Origin of the sequence: Priestia megaterium (assembly GCF_046599315.1) — a bacterium.
In the GTDB taxonomy this organism is placed as follows: Bacteria; Bacillota; Bacilli; order Bacillales; family Bacillaceae_H; genus Priestia; species Priestia megaterium_F.
This window is the reverse complement of the sequence record NZ_JBKIKC010000001.1, coordinates 449,652-467,263: the sequence shown is the minus strand read 5'-3', so window position 1 is coordinate 467,263 and position 17,612 is coordinate 449,652. Positions and strand designations below refer to the sequence as shown.

At 36.5% G+C, this 17,612-nt stretch carries 21 protein-coding genes and 1 pseudogene; 21 read left to right on the top strand and 1 reads right to left on the bottom strand.

Features of this window, described 5'->3' with window-relative positions; all coding sequences use genetic code 11:
• Positions 1-5: 5 nt before the first annotated feature.
• The 17 genes from eutL to ACLHDF_RS02570 all read left to right on the top strand — a co-directional run bounded on the left by eutL (position 6) and on the right by ACLHDF_RS02570 (position 14,610).
• Positions 6-659 carry an ethanolamine utilization microcompartment protein EutL gene (gene eutL, locus ACLHDF_RS02650; protein ID WP_413917479.1) on the top strand — a complete coding sequence of 218 codons (654 nt, stop codon included), beginning with the start codon at positions 6-8 and terminating at the stop codon, positions 657-659.
• 34 nt (positions 660-693) lie between these two features.
• Complete coding sequence (locus ACLHDF_RS02645; protein WP_413917478.1) at positions 694-2,223, top strand: aldehyde dehydrogenase family protein; 1,530 nt, start codon at positions 694-696, stop codon at positions 2,221-2,223.
• A 16-nt stretch (positions 2,224-2,239) separates the two neighbouring features.
• Positions 2,240-2,533: an ethanolamine utilization microcompartment protein EutM gene (gene eutM / locus ACLHDF_RS02640; RefSeq protein WP_013058365.1), complete on the top strand. Its 294-nt coding sequence runs from the start codon at positions 2,240-2,242 to the stop codon at positions 2,531-2,533.
• 25 nt (positions 2,534-2,558) lie between these two features.
• Positions 2,559-3,212, top strand: coding sequence for a phosphate propanoyltransferase (gene pduL / locus ACLHDF_RS02635; RefSeq protein ID WP_413917477.1), 654 nt, complete (start codon positions 2,559-2,561; stop codon positions 3,210-3,212).
• Positions 3,209-3,874, top strand: a complete 666-nt coding sequence (locus ACLHDF_RS02630; protein WP_413917476.1) for a hypothetical protein — start codon at positions 3,209-3,211, stop codon at positions 3,872-3,874. Before pduL ends, ACLHDF_RS02630 begins: the two co-directional genes overlap by 4 nt.
• Entirely contained in the window at positions 3,871-4,155 is a 285-nt protein-coding gene (locus tag ACLHDF_RS02625) for a EutN/CcmL family microcompartment protein (RefSeq protein ID WP_413917475.1), read from the top strand. The genes ACLHDF_RS02630 and ACLHDF_RS02625 overlap by 4 nt, the downstream gene beginning before the upstream one ends.
• A complete protein-coding gene (locus tag ACLHDF_RS02620; protein WP_413917474.1) occupies positions 4,148-4,561 on the top strand; it encodes a BMC domain-containing protein in 414 nt (137 codons plus the stop codon). The genes ACLHDF_RS02625 and ACLHDF_RS02620 overlap by 8 nt, the downstream gene beginning before the upstream one ends.
• Before the next feature lie 41 nt (positions 4,562-4,602).
• Positions 4,603-5,559, top strand: coding sequence for a malate dehydrogenase (mdh, locus tag ACLHDF_RS02615; protein WP_413917473.1), 957 nt, complete (start codon positions 4,603-4,605; stop codon positions 5,557-5,559).
• An 808-nt stretch (positions 5,560-6,367) separates the two neighbouring features.
• Positions 6,368-7,414 carry an FUSC family protein gene (locus ACLHDF_RS02610; RefSeq protein WP_413917472.1) on the top strand — a complete coding sequence of 349 codons (1,047 nt, stop codon included), beginning with the start codon at positions 6,368-6,370 and terminating at the stop codon, positions 7,412-7,414.
• A gap of 368 nt (positions 7,415-7,782) precedes the next feature.
• Positions 7,783-8,181: a DoxX family protein gene (locus ACLHDF_RS02605; protein WP_413917471.1), complete on the top strand. Its 399-nt coding sequence runs from the start codon at positions 7,783-7,785 to the stop codon at positions 8,179-8,181.
• A gap of 150 nt (positions 8,182-8,331) precedes the next feature.
• A complete protein-coding gene (locus ACLHDF_RS02600; RefSeq protein WP_413917470.1) occupies positions 8,332-9,270 on the top strand; it encodes a ring-cleaving dioxygenase in 939 nt (312 codons plus the stop codon).
• Positions 9,271-9,425: 155 nt separating this feature from the next.
• Positions 9,426-9,992 (top strand): NADPH-dependent FMN reductase, encoded by a 567-nt coding sequence (locus ACLHDF_RS02595; RefSeq protein ID WP_413917469.1) that lies wholly within the window; start codon positions 9,426-9,428, stop codon positions 9,990-9,992.
• Positions 9,993-10,184: 192 nt separating this feature from the next.
• Positions 10,185-10,829, top strand: a complete 645-nt coding sequence (ycaC, locus tag ACLHDF_RS02590) for an isochorismate family cysteine hydrolase YcaC (RefSeq protein WP_013058356.1) — start codon at positions 10,185-10,187, stop codon at positions 10,827-10,829.
• 258 nt (positions 10,830-11,087) lie between these two features.
• A complete protein-coding gene (locus ACLHDF_RS02585; protein ID WP_413917468.1) occupies positions 11,088-12,179 on the top strand; it encodes a low temperature requirement protein A in 1,092 nt (363 codons plus the stop codon).
• Between the two features lie 36 nt (positions 12,180-12,215).
• On the top strand, positions 12,216-13,052 hold the full coding sequence (locus tag ACLHDF_RS02580; RefSeq protein WP_413917467.1) for an alpha/beta fold hydrolase: 837 nt from the start codon (positions 12,216-12,218) through the stop codon (positions 13,050-13,052).
• Positions 13,053-13,411: 359 nt separating this feature from the next.
• Positions 13,412-13,963: a hypothetical protein gene (locus tag ACLHDF_RS02575; protein WP_413917466.1), complete on the top strand. Its 552-nt coding sequence runs from the start codon at positions 13,412-13,414 to the stop codon at positions 13,961-13,963.
• A 20-nt stretch (positions 13,964-13,983) separates the two neighbouring features.
• On the top strand, positions 13,984-14,610 hold the full coding sequence (locus ACLHDF_RS02570) for a hypothetical protein (RefSeq protein WP_413917465.1): 627 nt from the start codon (positions 13,984-13,986) through the stop codon (positions 14,608-14,610).
• 116 nt (positions 14,611-14,726) lie between these two features.
• Here ACLHDF_RS02570 and ACLHDF_RS02565 read toward each other — a convergent pair whose 3' ends face one another.
• Complete coding sequence (locus tag ACLHDF_RS02565) at positions 14,727-15,602, bottom strand: LysR substrate-binding domain-containing protein (protein ID WP_413917464.1); 876 nt, start codon at positions 15,600-15,602, stop codon at positions 14,727-14,729.
• A gap of 106 nt (positions 15,603-15,708) precedes the next feature.
• Here ACLHDF_RS02565 and ACLHDF_RS02560 point away from each other — a divergent pair, with 106 nt between their 5' ends.
• The 4 genes and pseudogenes from ACLHDF_RS02560 (at position 15,709) to ACLHDF_RS02545 (ending at position 17,232) form a co-directional block, all read left to right on the top strand.
• Entirely contained in the window at positions 15,709-16,122 is a 414-nt protein-coding gene (locus tag ACLHDF_RS02560) for a tautomerase family protein (protein WP_413917463.1), read from the top strand.
• A pseudogene (locus ACLHDF_RS02555) lies at positions 16,122-16,205 on the top strand (carboxymuconolactone decarboxylase family protein); the annotation flags it as partial. The gene ACLHDF_RS02560 and the pseudogene ACLHDF_RS02555, both read left to right, overlap by 1 nt.
• 85 nt (positions 16,206-16,290) lie before the next feature.
• Positions 16,291-16,563: a hypothetical protein gene (locus ACLHDF_RS02550; protein WP_413917462.1), complete on the top strand. Its 273-nt coding sequence runs from the start codon at positions 16,291-16,293 to the stop codon at positions 16,561-16,563.
• A gap of 276 nt (positions 16,564-16,839) precedes the next feature.
• Entirely contained in the window at positions 16,840-17,232 is a 393-nt protein-coding gene (locus ACLHDF_RS02545; RefSeq protein ID WP_413917461.1) for a hypothetical protein, read from the top strand.
• Positions 17,233-17,612 lie beyond the last annotated feature (380 nt).

Genomic DNA, 17,612 nt, shown 5'->3' with positions numbered 1-17,612 from the left:
TAGGAGTGGCTTTAACACGTATCCATGCTGACATTTTAGCTGTTCGTTTGATTCCAAATGCGGATGACGCTTTAGTTCAACAGTTTAACTTGCAGCCTTATTACAGAAGTTTAGCCATGTTTACATCAAGTATTGATGACGTGGGCTATACAGCTTTGGACGAAGCCACCAAAAGAGCAGATGTTGAGGTAGCTTATGCCCGTTCCTTTTATGCTGGCGCTGCTCATGCGTCAGGTCCGCTATCAGGTGAAATGATTGGAGTATTAGCGGGTTCAAGTCCAGATGAAGTTAAAGCGGGCATTGATGCCGTTTTACAAGTGACGAAATCAGATGCCTATTTTGAAGCATTAGATGAAGAAAAAAATCATGCGCTGTATGCACATGTGGTGGCAAGGACAGGTTCTTATCTTTCTAAAGAAGCAGGAATTGATATTGGAGAACCACTAGCTTATTTAATTGCCCCTCCACTAGAGGCTATGTATGGACTTGATGTAGCGCTTAAAGCAGCTGATGTAGAACTTGTGAAGTTTTTTGGCCCTCCTTCTGAAACAAATTTTGGCGGTGGGTTTTTAACGGGATCCCAATCAGCCTGTCAAGCAGCTGCCGATGCGTTTCGTGAAGCTATTTTAGACATCGCAAGAAATCCAGTTCATTATTAAAAAGCTTATAGACAGTAGAAAGGAGTTGTTGTATATGCAGTTTGATCAAGATCTTCAATCTTTACAAGAGATGCGAGATGCAGTGGAAAAGGCAAAAGCCGCACAAGAAGTATATTTAGATTTTTCACAAGAACAAGTAGATCGCATCGTTGAACGAGTTGCCGAAGCAGCCTATTCCAAAGCATTGGAACTAGCAAAAATGGCAGTCGAAGAGACGCGAATGGGTGTTGTAGAACATAAGAAAATCAAAAACGAGGTAGGATCTAGAGCTGTTTATGAATCAATCAAAAATGAAAAAACAGTAGGTATTGTGAATGAAGATAGAGCAAACAAAGTTGTAGAAGTCGCCTCTCCTTTTGGAGTTGTTGCTGGAATTATTCCTACAACTAACCCAACTTCAACGGCTATTTTCAAGACATTAATTAGTTTAAAAACTAGAAATGCTCTAGTGGTCAGCCCTCATCCCCGGGCAATGAATTGTACAGTGGAAGCGCTTAAAATTTGTGCGCGTGCAGCAGTTGAAGCGGGAGCTCCAGAAGGACTTATTGGCTGGATTTCCAATCCTTCTATGGCAGCAACTAATGAATTAATGAAGCATAAAGATGTGAATTTAATTTTAGCAACGGGTGGAAGTGGTCTCGTTCGCGCAGCGTATAGTTCTGGGAAACCAGCTTATGGTGTAGGTCCAGGAAATGTACCTGTATATATTGAGAAGACTGCGAAGGTTGATCAAGCAGTGAAAATGATTGTCGATAGCAAAACGTTCGACAATGGCACGATCTGTGCAACCGAACAAGCTATTGTTGTCGATCTTAATATTCAACAAATGGCTATTAGAGAATTAAAGAATAATGGAGCCTACTTCTTAAATCCAGAAGAGAAAGCCAAGATGGAGAAAGTAATTTCACCAATTCCAAAGAAGCTCAATCCAAATATTGTTGGTCAAAGCGCTGTGAAAATTGCTGAAATGGCAGGTATTACAGTACCTTCTGATACACGAATTTTAGTTGCTGAAGAAACAATGGTGGCAAAGGATGTACCATTTTCTATTGAAAAGCTAGCACCTATTTTCCCATTGTATACAGCTAAGAACGAAGAACAAGCAAGGGAACTATGTTTAAGCTTATTAAATCTTGGAGGAAGAGGTCATAGCTTATCGCTTCATACAAACGATGATGCTGTAGCTAAAGCGTTTGCTCTTGAAATGCCGGTTTCAAGACTGATGGTCAACACACTCTCGTCAGTTGGAGCTGTGGGGGGTACGACGGGACTTAAGCCTTCCTTTACTCTAGGATGCGGTTCGTTCGGAGGCAACATTACGTCAGACAATGTGACTGCTCGCCATTTATTAAATATTAAGCGAATGGCTTATGGTACAAAAGAGGTGGCAATTCCAAAACCATCTGCATCTTTTACCTCTGCTTCATCAGATATAAAAGATCATCAAGATGTACAGGAAATTGTCAACGAAGTTATGAGTCAATTAAAACCACAGGGACCAATTGATTCGGCAGCAATTTCTGAAATGGTTAATCAAGCACTTCAAAAATATCAAACAAACTAATTAGGGGGAATTAAAAATGGCAAGAGAATTAACAGCATTAGGAATGATTGAAACAAAAGGATTAGTAGCATCAGTAGAGGCAGCAGATGCAATGGTAAAAGCAGCAAATGTACATTTAGTTGGTAAAGTTCACGTAGGTGGAGGGATTGTAACGGTTTTAGTACGCGGTGACGTAGGTGCGGTAAAAGCAGCGACAGATTCTGGTGCGGCAGCTGCACAACGCGTTGGAGAACTTATTTCCGTTCATGTTATCCCTCGTCCACACAATGAATTAGAAAGTATTTTACCAAAAATTGATAGTGAACTATAAGCTTAAAAAGTTAGGAGCATAACGCATGAATAAGCAGGCCATTCAATCGATTGTAGCAGAGGTTGTTCAGCAGTTAAGTCAAACAACCAAGCAAAGCAATACAGTCCCAATGGCTGTATCTGCTAGACACTGTCACTTAAGTATAGAAGATGTAGAAGCTCTTTTTGGAGAAGGGTATGAACTAACAAAAAAATCAGACCTGTCTCAGCCTGGTCAATTTGCAGCGAATGAAACAGTTACTATTGTTGGGCCTAAAGGAAGTATCGAAAAGGTGCGAATCCTTGGCCCAGCAAGGAGTATAACTCAAGTGGAGGTCAGTAAAACAGATTCAATTAAGCTTGGCGTTGTTCCTCCATTACGTGAGTCTGGAGATATAAAGGATTCAGAAGCTATTACATTAGTTGGACCAAAGGGGAGCATTTACAAGAAAGAAGGCTTAATCATTGCACGAGCTCATATTCATATGACGCCAGATGATGCTGAAGCTTATGGTGTGAAAAATGGTCAGTGCGTTCGAATTACATCTCAAGGAGAAAGACCAACTACGCTCGAACATGTACTAATTCGAGTTTCACCAAAGTTCAGGCTTGAAATGCATATTGATACAGATGAAGCGAATGCCGGGCTAATTTCTAACGGAGCTACAGGGATTCTTTCTCGATACGAGGAAGCTTTATGAACAATCGCGCTCTGATTGAACAAATTGTAGTAGAGGTTTTAAAACGATTAGATAAATCAGATACGCAGCATTTAAACGTAAAGCCCAAACTGCTGCTCGTTAAAGAGGAAGCAGCAATTGATCCAATTCAACTTAAAAGGTTAGAAACAAGCTGGACACTGGTTTATAGCGATGACCAAAAAGAAAATCTTCCAAAAGATATACAAAGTATTTTATTTGTAGAAGCAAAGCAGGACCTGCTAGTAAAAGGGGCGCTTGGTGTTACAGATACATTAGAAAGTTATCTTTTGGCTGAGGCTTTGCTAGAAGGAATTTCTGTTTCACTCATTCCTTCTGTAACTCTAGGCAACGTCCTACTATCCAGTAATCAGAAACAGACAATAAACAATCGATATGCAGCTCATTTAATCGCTTATAAAAATACATTAGAAGGCTTTGGTGTAAAAATCCAATCATTTGAGAGATTTTTGCAATCGGGCTTAAACAAACATTCTTTATCATTTACAGAACGAGTGCTAACTCAAAGACATGTGAAATTATTAGAAGAAGAAAAAATTACTGTTTCACCTCAAACGATTATCACTCCTTTAGCACGCGATACAGCAAGAGAATTAGGAAAAGAAATTTGCGTGATAGACGTAGAGGGAGCGGATGCTTTATGAAAATAGGGACGGTAATTGGCAACGTCTGGGCAACAAGAAAAGAAGATAATTTACGCGGTTTAAAGTTTTTAGTTGTTCAGCCTGAGCTTTTAAATAAATCGAATAACGATTCGTCTTTTATTGCAGTTGATCGTATTGGAGCTGGGATTGGTGATAAGGTGATGGTTACCCAAGGAAGTGCCGCAGCACATATGACATCTGACGCTCCATTACCCATTGATGCGATTATTATCGGGATTATAGATTCTGTTGATATAGAAAGAGGTGGAGAGAATGGCTAAAGCTCTTGGCATGATTGAAACAAGAGGTTTAATAGGTTCGATCGTCGCAGCGGATGCGATGCTAAAATCAGCTGATGTTCGCTTGGTGAAGCAAGAAAAAGTGGACGCAGCTCTTGTAACAGTGTTAGTTGAAGGAGATGTTAGTGCAGTCCAGGCAGCTGTAGATATGGGGAGAGAAGAAGCAGCTCGCGTTGGAGAATTAGTATCAGCACATGTAATTCCCCATCCCGATGAAGAGGTTGGAAATAGCCTATTAAAAGATGAAACTAAAGAATCGCAGTCAAAGGCGACACCTAAAGACAAGAAAGAGACTAACAAATCATCTGCTGCTAAAACAAAATCCAGTATTCAATATAAAGCAAAAGCAGATTCTGCTGCTGTAGAAGAGGACCAAAAAGTAGAATGAAAAATAGTACATACAAATGACGAGGAAATGGGGGATAAATCATGGCATTTAAGCGTAAAAAAATAGCTGTAATTGGAGCAGGATTTACAGGGGCCACAGCAGCATTAATGATGGCGCAAAAAGAACTTGGAGATGTAGTATTAGTTGATATTCCTTCGCAGACTAACCCAACCAAAGGAAAAGCACTTGATATGTTAGAGGCAAGCCCAGTTCAAGGGTTTGACGCTAATATCAAGGGAACATCTAGCTATGAGGACATTCAAGATGCAGATTTAGTATTAATTACTGCAGGGCTTCCAAGAAAACCGGGAATGAGTCGTGACGATCTAGTCTCAACAAACGCAAAAATTATGAAAGAAGTATCGGAAAATGTAAAAAAACATGCACCAAATAGTTATATTATTGTATTGAGTAACCCAGTTGATGCAATGACATACGTTTGTTATAAAACCACGGGGTTCCCTAAGAATAGAGTGATAGGCCAATCTGGTGTATTAGATACAGCCCGCTTTAATACATTTGTTGCTCAAGAATTAAATATATCTGTTGAAGATGTATCAGGGTTTGTTTTAGGCGGCCATGGAGATGATATGGTACCATTAGTTCGTTATTCGTATGCCGGAGGAATTCCACTTGATAAAATCATTTCACCTGAACGTATAGAGGCTATTGTAGAGCGAACACGCAAAGGTGGAGGAGAAATCGTTAACCTGCTTGGAAATGGAAGTGCCTATTATGCTCCCGCTGCTTCTATAGTTCAAATGGCAGAAGCTATTCTAAAGGATAAGAAGCGAATTCTTCCTTCTGTAGCTTATCTAGAAGGTGAATATGGCTGTAACAATCTTTACCTGGGTGTACCAACAATCCTAGGAGGGGATGGAATTGAACATATCATTGAACTTCCTTTAACGGAAAAGGAAAATGAAGGACTAAAACGTTCAATCGAATCCGTACGCAGTGTTATGGCTATTTTAGAGTCTGCAGAAGTATTCATCTAAAATAACTTCTTTATAGACTTAATAAAAAGGAAAACATCTTATAGAGTTTTCCTTTTTATTTTAGCTCCCTAGTATCAAAATTTAGAGATGTTTTCAAGTTGTGTACTTGAAAGAGTTGTACCAATAGAAACTGCTGGATATTTTCGAATCATTTGAGTATGCGAAGGAATCTTTTAGCAGAAAAAATAATAATCATACAGAAAACTAAGTAAAATGCATCCTGCTACATTTGTAGGATGCATTTTTGTATTAATAAGTGATAATTACTTTATGTTTACTTATTGTACTTGTAGCTTTAGTCATAAATGATTTACGAAGTAATAGGGCTTATCCAGCTTTTTGCTGGTGAAGTTGGAGGGAGATTAACGATAGAACATTATAATAGTTTCTTTGCACCCGGTACGAAAAAGCAGAATGATCGATGGAACAGCTTTAGTTGAAAGGTTAAATAAATCAGCGGGTGAATCTCCGAATGTGAAAAATAGGTAAAAATAACTTGCATCTATACATACCCTCTAATGATCTAAAGCTAATAGATATAGTTCGAATTTCAAGCTCTTTCTACATCATATTGATATGGTTAACAAATGAATTTTTTGAAGATTTCTATGTATGTACAACAACCGTAAAGTTTTGACCAAAGGATATACAATCACCTATTAATCCAATCAACTTCTTATATATGAAAGCGGCTTTGTTTGTAATAAAGTTATGTTCTCCAGTCAATAGTAAGTAACGGTAGGAAGTAACTGTAAGTCGACTGACATACATAGGTGTAGAAGAGCACTTTTTAAACAAAGGAGTTTTTATGGATATAAATAAGAGAAAACAAAAATTCGAACTAATAAAAGGATTAATACTCATAACAAAAATATCTTTAGCTTCTGGTGTATCGTGGGAATTGGCAAAAATGTTAGGCTCTAAACATCCCTATTTAGCGCCTTTAACTGTGATTCTTTCCATCCAAGAAACCATTCAACATTCTGCTGTGTATGCTTTTTATCGGATCACCGGCACTCTTTTTGGAATCGCTGTTACGATTTTTTTCATTAAACATTTAGAAGTAAATGGGTGGACGATAGGGTCATTATTAACAATGGGAACGGTGCTTCCTGTGGTACTAAGGCTACATAAGACAATCATTCATCAAATTTCTCTTACCATTTTATTAGTTTTTGTATTTGTACATAAAACAAATTATTATGTTTCTGATCGAATAAGAGACACTATTATAGGAGCCCTTGTCGCTATTATTATCCATATCATAATTGTTCCTCCAAATTACGTAAAAGAAGCTCGTAGAACAGTAACTCAATTTGGAATAGACCTTGGACAATTATTGAAAAAGGTGGCTTACTGGGTAAACAATAACTGTACATTTGTTGAGGGAGAAAATTTAATAGAAGATACAACCAACCTGCTTCAGGAACTTCATGAGGTCGAAAAGGAATTCAGAAAGGCGGAAAAGAGTTTAAGGTTGAACCCATTTGTTAGGAATAAAAAACAGCTATTAAAACAAAACGAACAATTCCTTTTTCAACTAAAGCATGGGTATACCTATATTTCGGGTGTACTCACTACATTTAATGAATGGTCCGAAACAAATTCTCTACCTACAGTTGATCGACAAAAATGGGCTGTTCAACTACAAGCATTAGGAGAATACATAACAGAACAAGCTAATAAAAACTTAGAAAATCACTCTATAAACAAATCGTCTTTGGATTTACTGGATCTGTCTTCAATACCTTTACAAATCAGTATCCCACCTGAATTAGAGTCCCCCAGATATCAATTAAGTCTATATAATGATACGCTTAAATTCATTGAAAAATTAGGAACAAGACGGTACTAATTCAAGTGACACAGATATCCCTTTGAAAAGTAAGGTGATAACTTCTGTATCCGGTTGTATTAATTATACATGCATAGTAGAAGAGGGAAAGAAGTTACTAAGGAGTGACTTCTTTTTTTATTCAATCCTGTTTTTCCTTTTTTAATATGATCAATAAATAATAAAGTTTAGATTTTATATTTTCCGCACTCATGTTCATATCCATATAAAATAATGAATATGTTTTTAATATGTTGCTATGCGCTTCTATAAAAAAATATAAAATTTATATTGACGGTGGAAACATATGTATTTTATAATTACTTTTAATTAAGGATATTTTAATTCGAGATTTTAAAGTGTTGAAGAAAAAATAGGAGGAATAAAAAATGATAAGTATTGGTTTGTTATTAATACGTTTAGTAATTGGATTATCTTTTATGGCCCATGGAACGCAGAAATTATTTGGATGGTTTGGCGGCCACGGGTTAAAAGGAACAGGAGGATGGTTTGAATCCATTGGAATGAAACCAGGTGTTAGAATGGCTTTAATGGCTGGATTATCAGAGCTAGTAGGCGGGGCTTTATTTGCTGCAGGACTTCTTACACCGCTTGGAGCGCTTTTGATTGCAGGAACAATGGTAATGGCTATTGTGAAAGTACACGGTCCGAATGGATATTGGGCCACACAAAATGGGTATGAATATAACCTTGCGCTTCTAGTTGTAGCGATTGGTATCGCGATTACTGGACCAGGATACTATGCGATAGATACTCTTATTTTCTAAAAGAGAAAATTGATTCAAATAAAAAAAATGCGTTATTTTTTGTATAATATCTCGAATTCGAGATATATAATATAAATATAACTATTTATATTCATTATAAGAGGGATAAGGAAACGAATGACGAAAAATGTATTAAAGGAGATGGTAGTAATGAGTAAAAAAACAGCGGGCATTCATCATATTACGGCGATTGTAGGTCATCCTCAGGAAAATGTTGATTTCTATGCGGGTGTTTTAGGGCTACGTTTGGTCAAACAAACGGTGAACTTTGATGATCCAGGAACGTACCACCTTTATTTTGGAAATGAAGGCGGAAAACCTGGAACAATCATTACCTTCTTCCCGTGGGCAAATGCTCGACAAGGAAAAATAGGTGACGGGCAAGTTGGCGTCACTTCCTATGTGGTGCCAAAGGGTGCGATGGGCTTTTGGGAACAAAGATTAGCTAAGTTTGGAATTCCAGCTACGAAGATGGAGCGATTTGGAGAACAGTACTTAGAGTTTGATGATCCACATGGTTTACATCTAGAGATTGTTGAAAGAGAAGAAGGAGAAAAGAATACGTGGCAAGTTGGTGAAATTAAACCTGAGGTAGCTATTAAAGGATTCGGAGGTGCTACGTTATTATCCGTTCGACCTGATGAAACAGCTCAATTACTAGAAAACGTAATGGGCCTGAAAAAAGTAGGGCAAGAAGGAGATTTTATACGTTTTCAATCATCTGCTGAAATTGGAAATGTGACTGATTTAAAATTAACAACCATTGGACGCGGGCAAATGGGCGTTGGAACGGTTCACCATATTGCATGGCGAGCAAAAGATAATGAAGATCAGTTAGAATGGCAGAAATACGTAGCAGATAGCGGATACGGAGTGACGGCTGTTCGAGATCGAAATTACTTTAATGCGATTTACTTTAAAGAACACGGAGAAATTCTATTTGAAATTGCAACAGACCCTCCAGGCTTTGCTCATGATGAATCACATGAAACAATGGGAGAAAAACTCATGTTGCCTGAGCAGTATGAAATTCATCGAGATAAAATTGAAGAAACTTTGATTCCTTTTGAAGTGAGAGACTTAGATTAGATCTTAATGAGAAGGTTCTCTTCATAATAGTAAAACTCTAGTTTAACCATAATTTAGGTATAAAGAAGGAATTAATTTATCTATATATAAAACTGATATCTATATTTGAAACATCATGTTAATATGAAATTAATTCCAAACGAGGAAGTGAATATATGACGAAAACCATTGGTCTTATTTGTGGAAGTTTACGAAAAGATTCGTATAATCGAATTATTGCTGAATCATTAACTAAATTAGATGATTCAGCTCAATATCGCTGGATTGAAATAAACAGCCTTCCTTTTTTTAATGAAGACCTAGAAGTTGACGGAGCACCAGAACCTGTAGCATCCTTTAGAGGTGCTATAGAAGATGTTGACGGCGTCATCATTGTAAGTCCAGAGTACAATTCCGGAATTCCAGGGGTGTTAAAAAATGCCTTGGACTGGGCATCAAGACCTCGCACCTCTTCTGTTTTAAACAGAAAACCAGTTGGTCTAATTGGAGCAACCCCTGGAGGCTTTGGTACTGCCTTTGCTCAAATGCAAACTAAAGAAATATTGGAAGCTATGCAAGTTAATGTTCTACCATTTCAAAAAATGCTGATTTCGCAAGTTCATGAAAAAATTGATGCTCATCAAAAAGTACTTACCGATGAACAAACGAAACGTTATCTTCAACGCTACTTACAGCAATTCATCCATTGGATTGATCAAGTGCCTGTTTCTGTTTTAGATTAATAGAGAGATAACAGACCTCACGAAAATTCACCTCAGAAATAGCTTCTCTTTCTATACATGTTATTACCTAACAAATCATAAATGAAATCCAAAAACCGTTCAAATTATAGACCGCTTGTAAGGAATGGAAGAGGTACATTTATCTTTTCCAAGCTGTTAACTTACTTGCCTTAATTTAAGGAGGATTATAAAATGTCTGATCTTTATTCTCGTCTGTCAAAAGATGATGCTGCCGTTCTTTTAGTTGACCATCAAACTGGTCTTATTTCCGGTCTCGTGCGTGACTATGGGGTTGATGAATTTAAAAACAACGTATTGGCTCTTGGTGATACGGCTAAATTCTTTGATTTACCGGTTATTTTAACAACTAGCTTTGAAAATGGACCCAACGGCCCGCTCATGCAGGAACTCGTTGATCTGTTTCCTGATGCGCCAAAAATAGCTCGTCCTGGACAAATTAACGCGTGGGACAACGAAGACTTTGTTAAAGCCATTGAAGCAACTGGCAAAAAACAGCTGATCATCGCGGGTGTAGTAACGGACGTCTGCGTTGCTTTTCCTGCGCTTTCTGCCATTAAAGCAGGTTATGAAGTGTTTGTTGTGACAGATGCTTCCGGGACATTCAATAAGCAAGTGGCGGATGCAGCGTTAACGCGTATGGCTCATGGCGGTGCACAGCTTATGAACTGGTTTAGCGTAGCGTGCGAGCTGCAGCGTGATTGGCGCAACGACGTTGAAGGTTTTGGCAATTTAATTTCTAGTCATCTTCCTGGTTATCAAAACTTAATGGGCAGCTATAGAGGAGCTCAGCGCGATTTCAGCAAGCAGAGTGTGTAACGTAGCCAAGCTTCATTTTGGCATAGGTCGTTCTCTTTACATATAAGACATGAAAGTAGAATGGCATCTGTGGATCATTTATGTGACGGAGAAAATGTAACGACATAAGAGCAATTGTTAGCTAGGTGAGCCGACTGATGAACAGTTGGCTCATCTAGCTTTTACTAAGCTACCTGTCATGAAGTATGCGTCTCTTGTATATAAAATAAAAGTATTCATTAACTACAGCCTATAAATGATAGGAAGGGATGCGGAGTAGTGGAAGAAAAAAAAGTTACGTGGCTGGAACTTTTTTATGATTTGTTATTTGTGGCAGCTGTTGCTACTGCTACTCATGTTTTACTTCACGTTGAACAAGGGCATATTCATGCGGAGTATTTGTTAAAGTTTGTACTGATCTTTATTCCCATATGGTGGGCGTGGACGGGACAAACGATGTTTATCAATCGGTTTGGACAGGATTTTTTGCATCAACGCATCTTTATGATTCTTCAAATGCTATTTGTCCTTATTATGATCTCAAGCTTATCTGTAGATTTTGATCAATATTACGTCTCTTTTCTAATTGGCTATATCGGACTAAGAGCGTTAACCTCCGTTCAATACCTTGTTGTTCAAAAATTCGAACAGGATGAGAGAAAAAAAGTTGCTGGGTTTTTAGGATCATGTTTTGGAATTGGGATTGTTCTTTCGCTTCTTTCGCTCTTTTTTGATTCATGGGTCCGATACGCTGTGTTATATACAGGAATTGCAGTGGACATGATTTTACCTATTTTAGGACATAAACGGCTCGCGAAATTACCGACTAACACCGCTCATTTATTAGAACGCTTTGCTTTATTAACATTAATTTTGTTTGGAGAATCTGTTGTCAGCATTCTCGCTGTAATACAGCCTCAAAAAGGGGATTGGAACACAATCTTATTTTCTGTTATTTCATTTGTCCTGATCATTGCAATGTGGTGGCAATACTTTGAGAACGTAGAAAGGAAAGTAAACAAATCCATTCAAAGAGCGGGACAAACGATTATTTACGGACACTTAATCATCCTCATGTCTCTAAGCATGATTGCAGCATCTATCAAACTGATGTTTTTACATGAAGTTCATTATACATTCAGCTTATATTTTGTATTTGGCTCCGTGCTGCTTTACTTCACGGCAACCACTCTTGTTTTTCATCAATATAGATTCGAAGAACATCGTTTGAAAGTTTATCATTTAGGATTGTTTTTAGGAATTTTAGCGCTGTTTTTTATTGTTAACTTAATACTGATTGTTCCGAGCACTTTCATCATAGGAGAATTAGCGATATTTTTTATTATCTATGCTAGGTTTACAACCACTTAACCAAATAGAGAAGCACTATATATTGGAGGTAGCAAAATGGCAAAAATTACGGTAGGAACAGAAAATCAAGCACCTATTGAACTATATTATGAGGATCACGGTACGGGGAAGCCGATTGTATTAATTCACGGCTGGCCATTAAGCGGGCGGTCTTGGGAATATCAAGTTCCTGTTCTAATTGAGGCTGGATACAGAGTAATAACGTATGACCGTCGAGGATTCGGAAAGTCTTCTCAGTCATGGGACGGTTATGATTACGATACATTCGCAGCTGATTTACATCTGTTGCTAGAACATTTGGATTTAACAAATGTTACACTAGTCGGATTTTCAATGGGTGGCGGAGAAGTAGCTCGCTATATAGGAACTTACGGAACAAATAGAGTAGAAAAAGCTGTATTTGCAGGAGCTGTACCACCATTTCTTTATAAGTCAGAAAATCATCCTGAGGGAGTATTAGATGATGCAGCCATTCAAGAATTTGAAAACGGCGTAAAAAATGATCGCTTAGCTTTTCTCGATGGGTTTACAAGAACATTTTTTGCAGCTGGAGACCGAACTGATTTAGTCAGTGAACCATTTCGACTTTACAATCGGGATATTGCAGCTGCTGCATCGCCTAAAGGTACACTAGATTGTATAGCTGCTTTCAGCAAAACGGATTTTAGAGAAGATTTAGCTAAGTTTACTATACCTACTCTTGTTATTCATGGTGATTCAGATGGCATTGTTCCATTTGAATATAGCGGAAAGCGAACGCATGAAGCAATTTCTGATTCTAAAGTGTCCTTAATAAAAGGTGGTCCACACGGCTTAAATGCAACACATCCAAAAGAATTTAATGAAGCGCTGCTGTCATTTTTAAGGGACTAAATTCTAGGTGAAAATAGTTAGGCTGATGACATATGAATATTAAAAGAGAGAAAGAAGTTACCGAAGGGTCGCTTCTTTTTTTGTTGCTATATAGAGGTTTGAGTTGAAATTGAAATAATAGAAAATTAGCATATACAATAACGGTTTACAACAACTATTGCCATTGCTTAAGTGAATAAAAAGAGCATCTAATTATTCGTGTAGATGCTCTTTTTTGTATCTAGAACGGTAACTATGTTAACTGACACAGTATATTCTATACATTAGAAAAAATCACTTAAACTAGGCATATCTTATATAATATGTTTCTATAAGTGGAATCGTATAATTTTAGGGAAGAATAGGAGTAAAAAGATAACATGAAATGGACGAAAGTGAAGAAAAATATAGAAAATTTATTCTGTGATAATTTAAGGCATAGATTGAGTATTCATTTGACTAAATATAAAGTTTCTCTTGGAGAGCAGACACGTATTTGGATTACTCTAGATAAGAAGGAAGTTTTTAATGCTTCTTCAGCAGAATATTTAATGGAACATGATAAACTTTGGGAGGAAGTGAAGCGGAAAACAAGTAAAGCCTTTCCAGAGTGCTTATATGAATGTTTCCCAGAGTTCATTGGCAAGGTAGAGGTTATGGACTACACTGCACGTGTTCTAGAACATAGAGGTGTTTTTAACGTTGATCATGTTTATGACGCCGTTATCCAGTATCCTCAGCTATCCATCAATCCAGCATTGAATTCTGAAAATATTATTCTTCAAGCTCTTGCTTTAGTAGATAGAAGATTAGGAAAGAGGACGTTGAAAGCATTAAGATACAATTCGAATGTGCACCCCTTAATCATGCAATTTTATGAACTAAGATGCGCGGTTGATAACATCACACCGATAAAACATACGTCTAGTTAATAAAAGAAGGAGGCTATACTGTGAAGCCCAAAGATTTCTTCATTAAAAATATCCAAAACTTTCAATTCATTAATAAAAATTTAAAAAGTATCTTTAACCCAAATAAAGAATTGCCTGATCAAGTATTTAACAAACGGTGTGACTATTACTTATTTGAAGAGTTTTATTGGGTTATGTGTGAGGATTTTTGGCCTACAGTACAATATTTAACAAAAATCTTTAATGAAAAAGAAGTTACAGTTGCTGTCTTAGATCCACATCCCACAGATTATTTTTATAAAGAGTTTGGCTATTTTAATTATTTGCAGCTTCCTACCTTTTTATCAAGTGAAGATTATAGGAATGCCTTAGAAATTGGACCTGAAGATAGTCCTGCTGATGCTCCTTACTATAATTCAGAGAAAGTGGTATGGTTTTCTTCTTCTAAGCAGTGGGCGATATGGGGAGAGCGGAGCTTAGATATATGTGTCATAGGCTTTAATGAATCCCTCTTGTTAGACCATTTACTGAAACTACCATCTAATTGGTCATATTTAAATAAAGGAGTAGAAGAATTAATTGATTTAAATTTTAGAGACATGACTCTTCCTCAAGATTTTAGAGAAAGCTTATCAAAAAACTATGCTCATGATAGAGATAGTGGATGAGTATTATATTAATCTGTAAATCTGATCAAAATGATAACCTATTCTCTCTATAACTATAAATTTAAAAATCCTTTGCTCTGGAAGCAAAGGATTTTTTTATAAATGAATTCATTTGTCTACGATAATGAAGATTTAATTACCTCTATGATCTGCTTTTTTGTCTGGCTCAAATAGCTTCTTTTTTCAGAAGAAATTAATAACCCAATAGGCATTTGAGGATCAAACCCTTGTACTTTAAACGAGATATTACTTGGTTTTAAACTAGTTCCTCTAGGGATAATCCCTACTGTATGTCCAAACATCATTTCTGGAATGAGGTGTAGTGCACTACAGTTGTAGACTCGTTTAAAGGCTAAATTATTCTCTGCTAAAAAATGATTGACGGATTGGTAATAATAACAGCTATTTTCTCCTATTAAAATGGGATAGTGAACAATATCTGCTATTTCAACTGATTTCTGTTGTAGTAGCGGATGGTGAGGTGTATTAACGATAAATTCGATTTGTTCTTTACCAAGCGGAGTAAAAGTCACGCCGGAAAGGTTTGTATTCTGTCCGCAAACAGCAAAGTCAATTTTGTCTTGATGTAATAGTTCCGATAAAAGGGCCGTGTTTCCAATAGTGAAATCGCAGTGTATGTACGGTTTTTCAGCATTTAAATAGCTTAATATAGCTGGCATTAGCTTTTGAGCAATCGATTCTGATAACCCTATTTTGATTGTTCCTTTTTCCTCTTTGCTTATACGCTGTGCTTGAGATATTGAATACTCCCAATGCTTCAACAGGCTATCTACTTCTTCTACAAATAATGTACCTTCCCTTGTTAATTTTGCTTCCCAGCCTCGTTCAAATAAAAGAAATCCAAGATCTTTTTCTAACTTTTTTATATGAGCTGTGACGGTAGATTGAGCATAGTTCAATTTTTTTGCTGCAGATGAAAAAGTACCTTCCTCCACAATTGCTTTAAACGTCTTTAACTCTTTAATTTCCACTTCATTACCTCATCTCTATTGGTTTTTTCGATAATTATTAAACTTATTTTCAATTATACAAATGAAGATTGTGGAAGTACACTGAATATAGAAAGGAAGATGATAGATGCCATTTGTACACGTTTATTATCCAGAATATCAGTTAAACGATAAGGAGCTAAAAAAAAAAGTAAGCAATTGTATTCATCAGTCTTTAATTGCACATTTTCATATCCCAAAAGACGATTATTTTCAACTATTTTTACCATATCCGTCTCGGCATTTTTTCTATGATTCAAAGTACCTCTTAGAAAATGGAGAAAAAAGAACAAATCAAATGATTTACATCTCTATTACATGCGGGAAGGGAAGAACGGTCGAGCAGAAAAAGAAGCTATATCAATCTATTGCAGAAGGGCTTTCCACTCACTTAGCTATTTCTACAACCAATATCTTTATTACATTAAACGAGACACCCCTTGAAAACTGGTCATTTGGGCAAGGAATCGCTCAAATGGTGAATCCAAAGGAGGAAAAGTAATCATCGCCTTAATAACCCATATGGCTTTTTACGTGGGTTGGCCAAAAGCGTCTGCAGCCCTAAATATAGTAGCGAAGCAATAGTAAAAGAGGTGTAAAAAACATATTTGAAAATAAGGTAGCGCTTGCTGGTAGCCACTGTAGGTTTATCGAGACGAGAAACAGTCATATGTATTGGTATAAGGGGCAAAGTGCTTCGGAAACAATGGTGTATATGAACTTAAAAAAAAGAATAAGAGCGGAACAGGAAGAATTAAAGCCACTGTCTAAAGAAGAGTTTATAGACATAAGAAATCAATTTTCTAACATGCTCAATCCTTTTATCTTTCCTAATAAAGCAATTAAGAGTGCTTACGCTTATGAACCAGAATGGAATGATAAATTTTTTGTAATGGAAACGGATGAAATTTATTTTGGCGTGTACTGGTTTACAACAGCTTGATGATAAAACGCAAAGGATATTAATACCTTTGTGTTTTATAATGGAAATTTTATTGTTTAAACGTTGATAGTAGTCTCTAAATAGTTTTAATTGGTCTAGGTATTTGTAATCTCCGTATATACTATAAAAATATATTCTTTTTTGTTTTTCTATTTTTTCTTTTGAAAAGGAATATTTTCTAAGATAATGCGATACTATTTCCTCATACGTCCTACCTCTACAACTGGAATTTTCTTCATATTACCTATAAACCACTATTGAAAGGGGCAAAAATAAATGAAACGAAATGTTATGTATGGATTGTTACTAACAGTATCTTTAGTATTTGCGATCTTTTTAATTGATGATTGGCGCCAATATGAAAACGAGTTAGAACACGCTATTAAACCTGCTGATAAGAACTATGAGAACAGTGAAAACTATGTCTCTGACGAACATATGATAGATTTAATTGTAAAGCTAACGGAAGAAAGCCCTGCAAAATTTGGAACGAGATTAAAAAGTGCACAAAGAATAGACGAGAAAAGTGTCCATGTGAATACCAATAAGTTAGAGGGCATTATTGAGTTAAAAGATACAGAAGGTAAGACCTTAGTGTGGCGTGTACTAGACGACAAGTCAAATCATTTAATTATGGAAAGTAAGAGCTGGGAAGATTACTCAGAATAGCAGATATACAGATTAAAAAAGCGGTAATTTAAAATTGTACATTGTAGGTACTAAAAAAGCCTTATATTTCTCAGGAATTATTGAATTTAAAACAAGGATCGGACATTTAAGAATAATTCCTACAGAAGCTGGGAAAAAGCGTTCGAACTTATCAATCAAGGAAAAACAGAAGAGGCCTGTAAGTATTATGGAAAGGGCTTTAAAATTGGTATGTTAGATGGGGATTTAGTCAATGGCGCTATAAGTTTATCTGAAGCTGCAGGTGGAATAAAAGAGAGTAAGAGTTGCGCGGAAGTAATTAATGAAATAGTGAATACCCTTGAAAAATAATAATTGACGTTTCTTTTTCAATGAAAGAGAACTTTAATAGAGTAAAGAAA

Coding starts and splice junctions, on each gene's coding strand:
- ACLHDF_RS02645 (WP_413917478.1), top strand. CDS start 694: ATGCAGTTTGATCAAGATCTTCAATCTTTACAAGAGATGCGAGATGCA.
- eutM (WP_013058365.1), top strand. CDS start 2,240: ATGGCAAGAGAATTAACAGCATTAGGAATGATTGAAACAAAAGGATTA.
- pduL (WP_413917477.1), top strand. CDS start 2,559: ATGAATAAGCAGGCCATTCAATCGATTGTAGCAGAGGTTGTTCAGCAG.
- ACLHDF_RS02630 (WP_413917476.1), top strand. CDS start 3,209: ATGAACAATCGCGCTCTGATTGAACAAATTGTAGTAGAGGTTTTAAAA.
- ACLHDF_RS02625 (WP_413917475.1), top strand. CDS start 3,871: ATGAAAATAGGGACGGTAATTGGCAACGTCTGGGCAACAAGAAAAGAA.
- ACLHDF_RS02620 (WP_413917474.1), top strand. CDS start 4,148: ATGGCTAAAGCTCTTGGCATGATTGAAACAAGAGGTTTAATAGGTTCG.
- mdh (WP_413917473.1), top strand. CDS start 4,603: ATGGCATTTAAGCGTAAAAAAATAGCTGTAATTGGAGCAGGATTTACA.
- ACLHDF_RS02610 (WP_413917472.1), top strand. CDS start 6,368: ATGGATATAAATAAGAGAAAACAAAAATTCGAACTAATAAAAGGATTA.
- ACLHDF_RS02605 (WP_413917471.1), top strand. CDS start 7,783: ATGATAAGTATTGGTTTGTTATTAATACGTTTAGTAATTGGATTATCT.
- ACLHDF_RS02600 (WP_413917470.1), top strand. CDS start 8,332: ATGAGTAAAAAAACAGCGGGCATTCATCATATTACGGCGATTGTAGGT.
- ACLHDF_RS02595 (WP_413917469.1), top strand. CDS start 9,426: ATGACGAAAACCATTGGTCTTATTTGTGGAAGTTTACGAAAAGATTCG.
- ycaC (WP_013058356.1), top strand. CDS start 10,185: ATGTCTGATCTTTATTCTCGTCTGTCAAAAGATGATGCTGCCGTTCTT.
- ACLHDF_RS02580 (WP_413917467.1), top strand. CDS start 12,216: ATGGCAAAAATTACGGTAGGAACAGAAAATCAAGCACCTATTGAACTA.
- ACLHDF_RS02575 (WP_413917466.1), top strand. CDS start 13,412: ATGAAATGGACGAAAGTGAAGAAAAATATAGAAAATTTATTCTGTGAT.
- ACLHDF_RS02560 (WP_413917463.1), top strand. CDS start 15,709: ATGCCATTTGTACACGTTTATTATCCAGAATATCAGTTAAACGATAAG.
- ACLHDF_RS02550 (WP_413917462.1), top strand. CDS start 16,291: ATGTATTGGTATAAGGGGCAAAGTGCTTCGGAAACAATGGTGTATATG.
- ACLHDF_RS02545 (WP_413917461.1), top strand. CDS start 16,840: ATGAAACGAAATGTTATGTATGGATTGTTACTAACAGTATCTTTAGTA.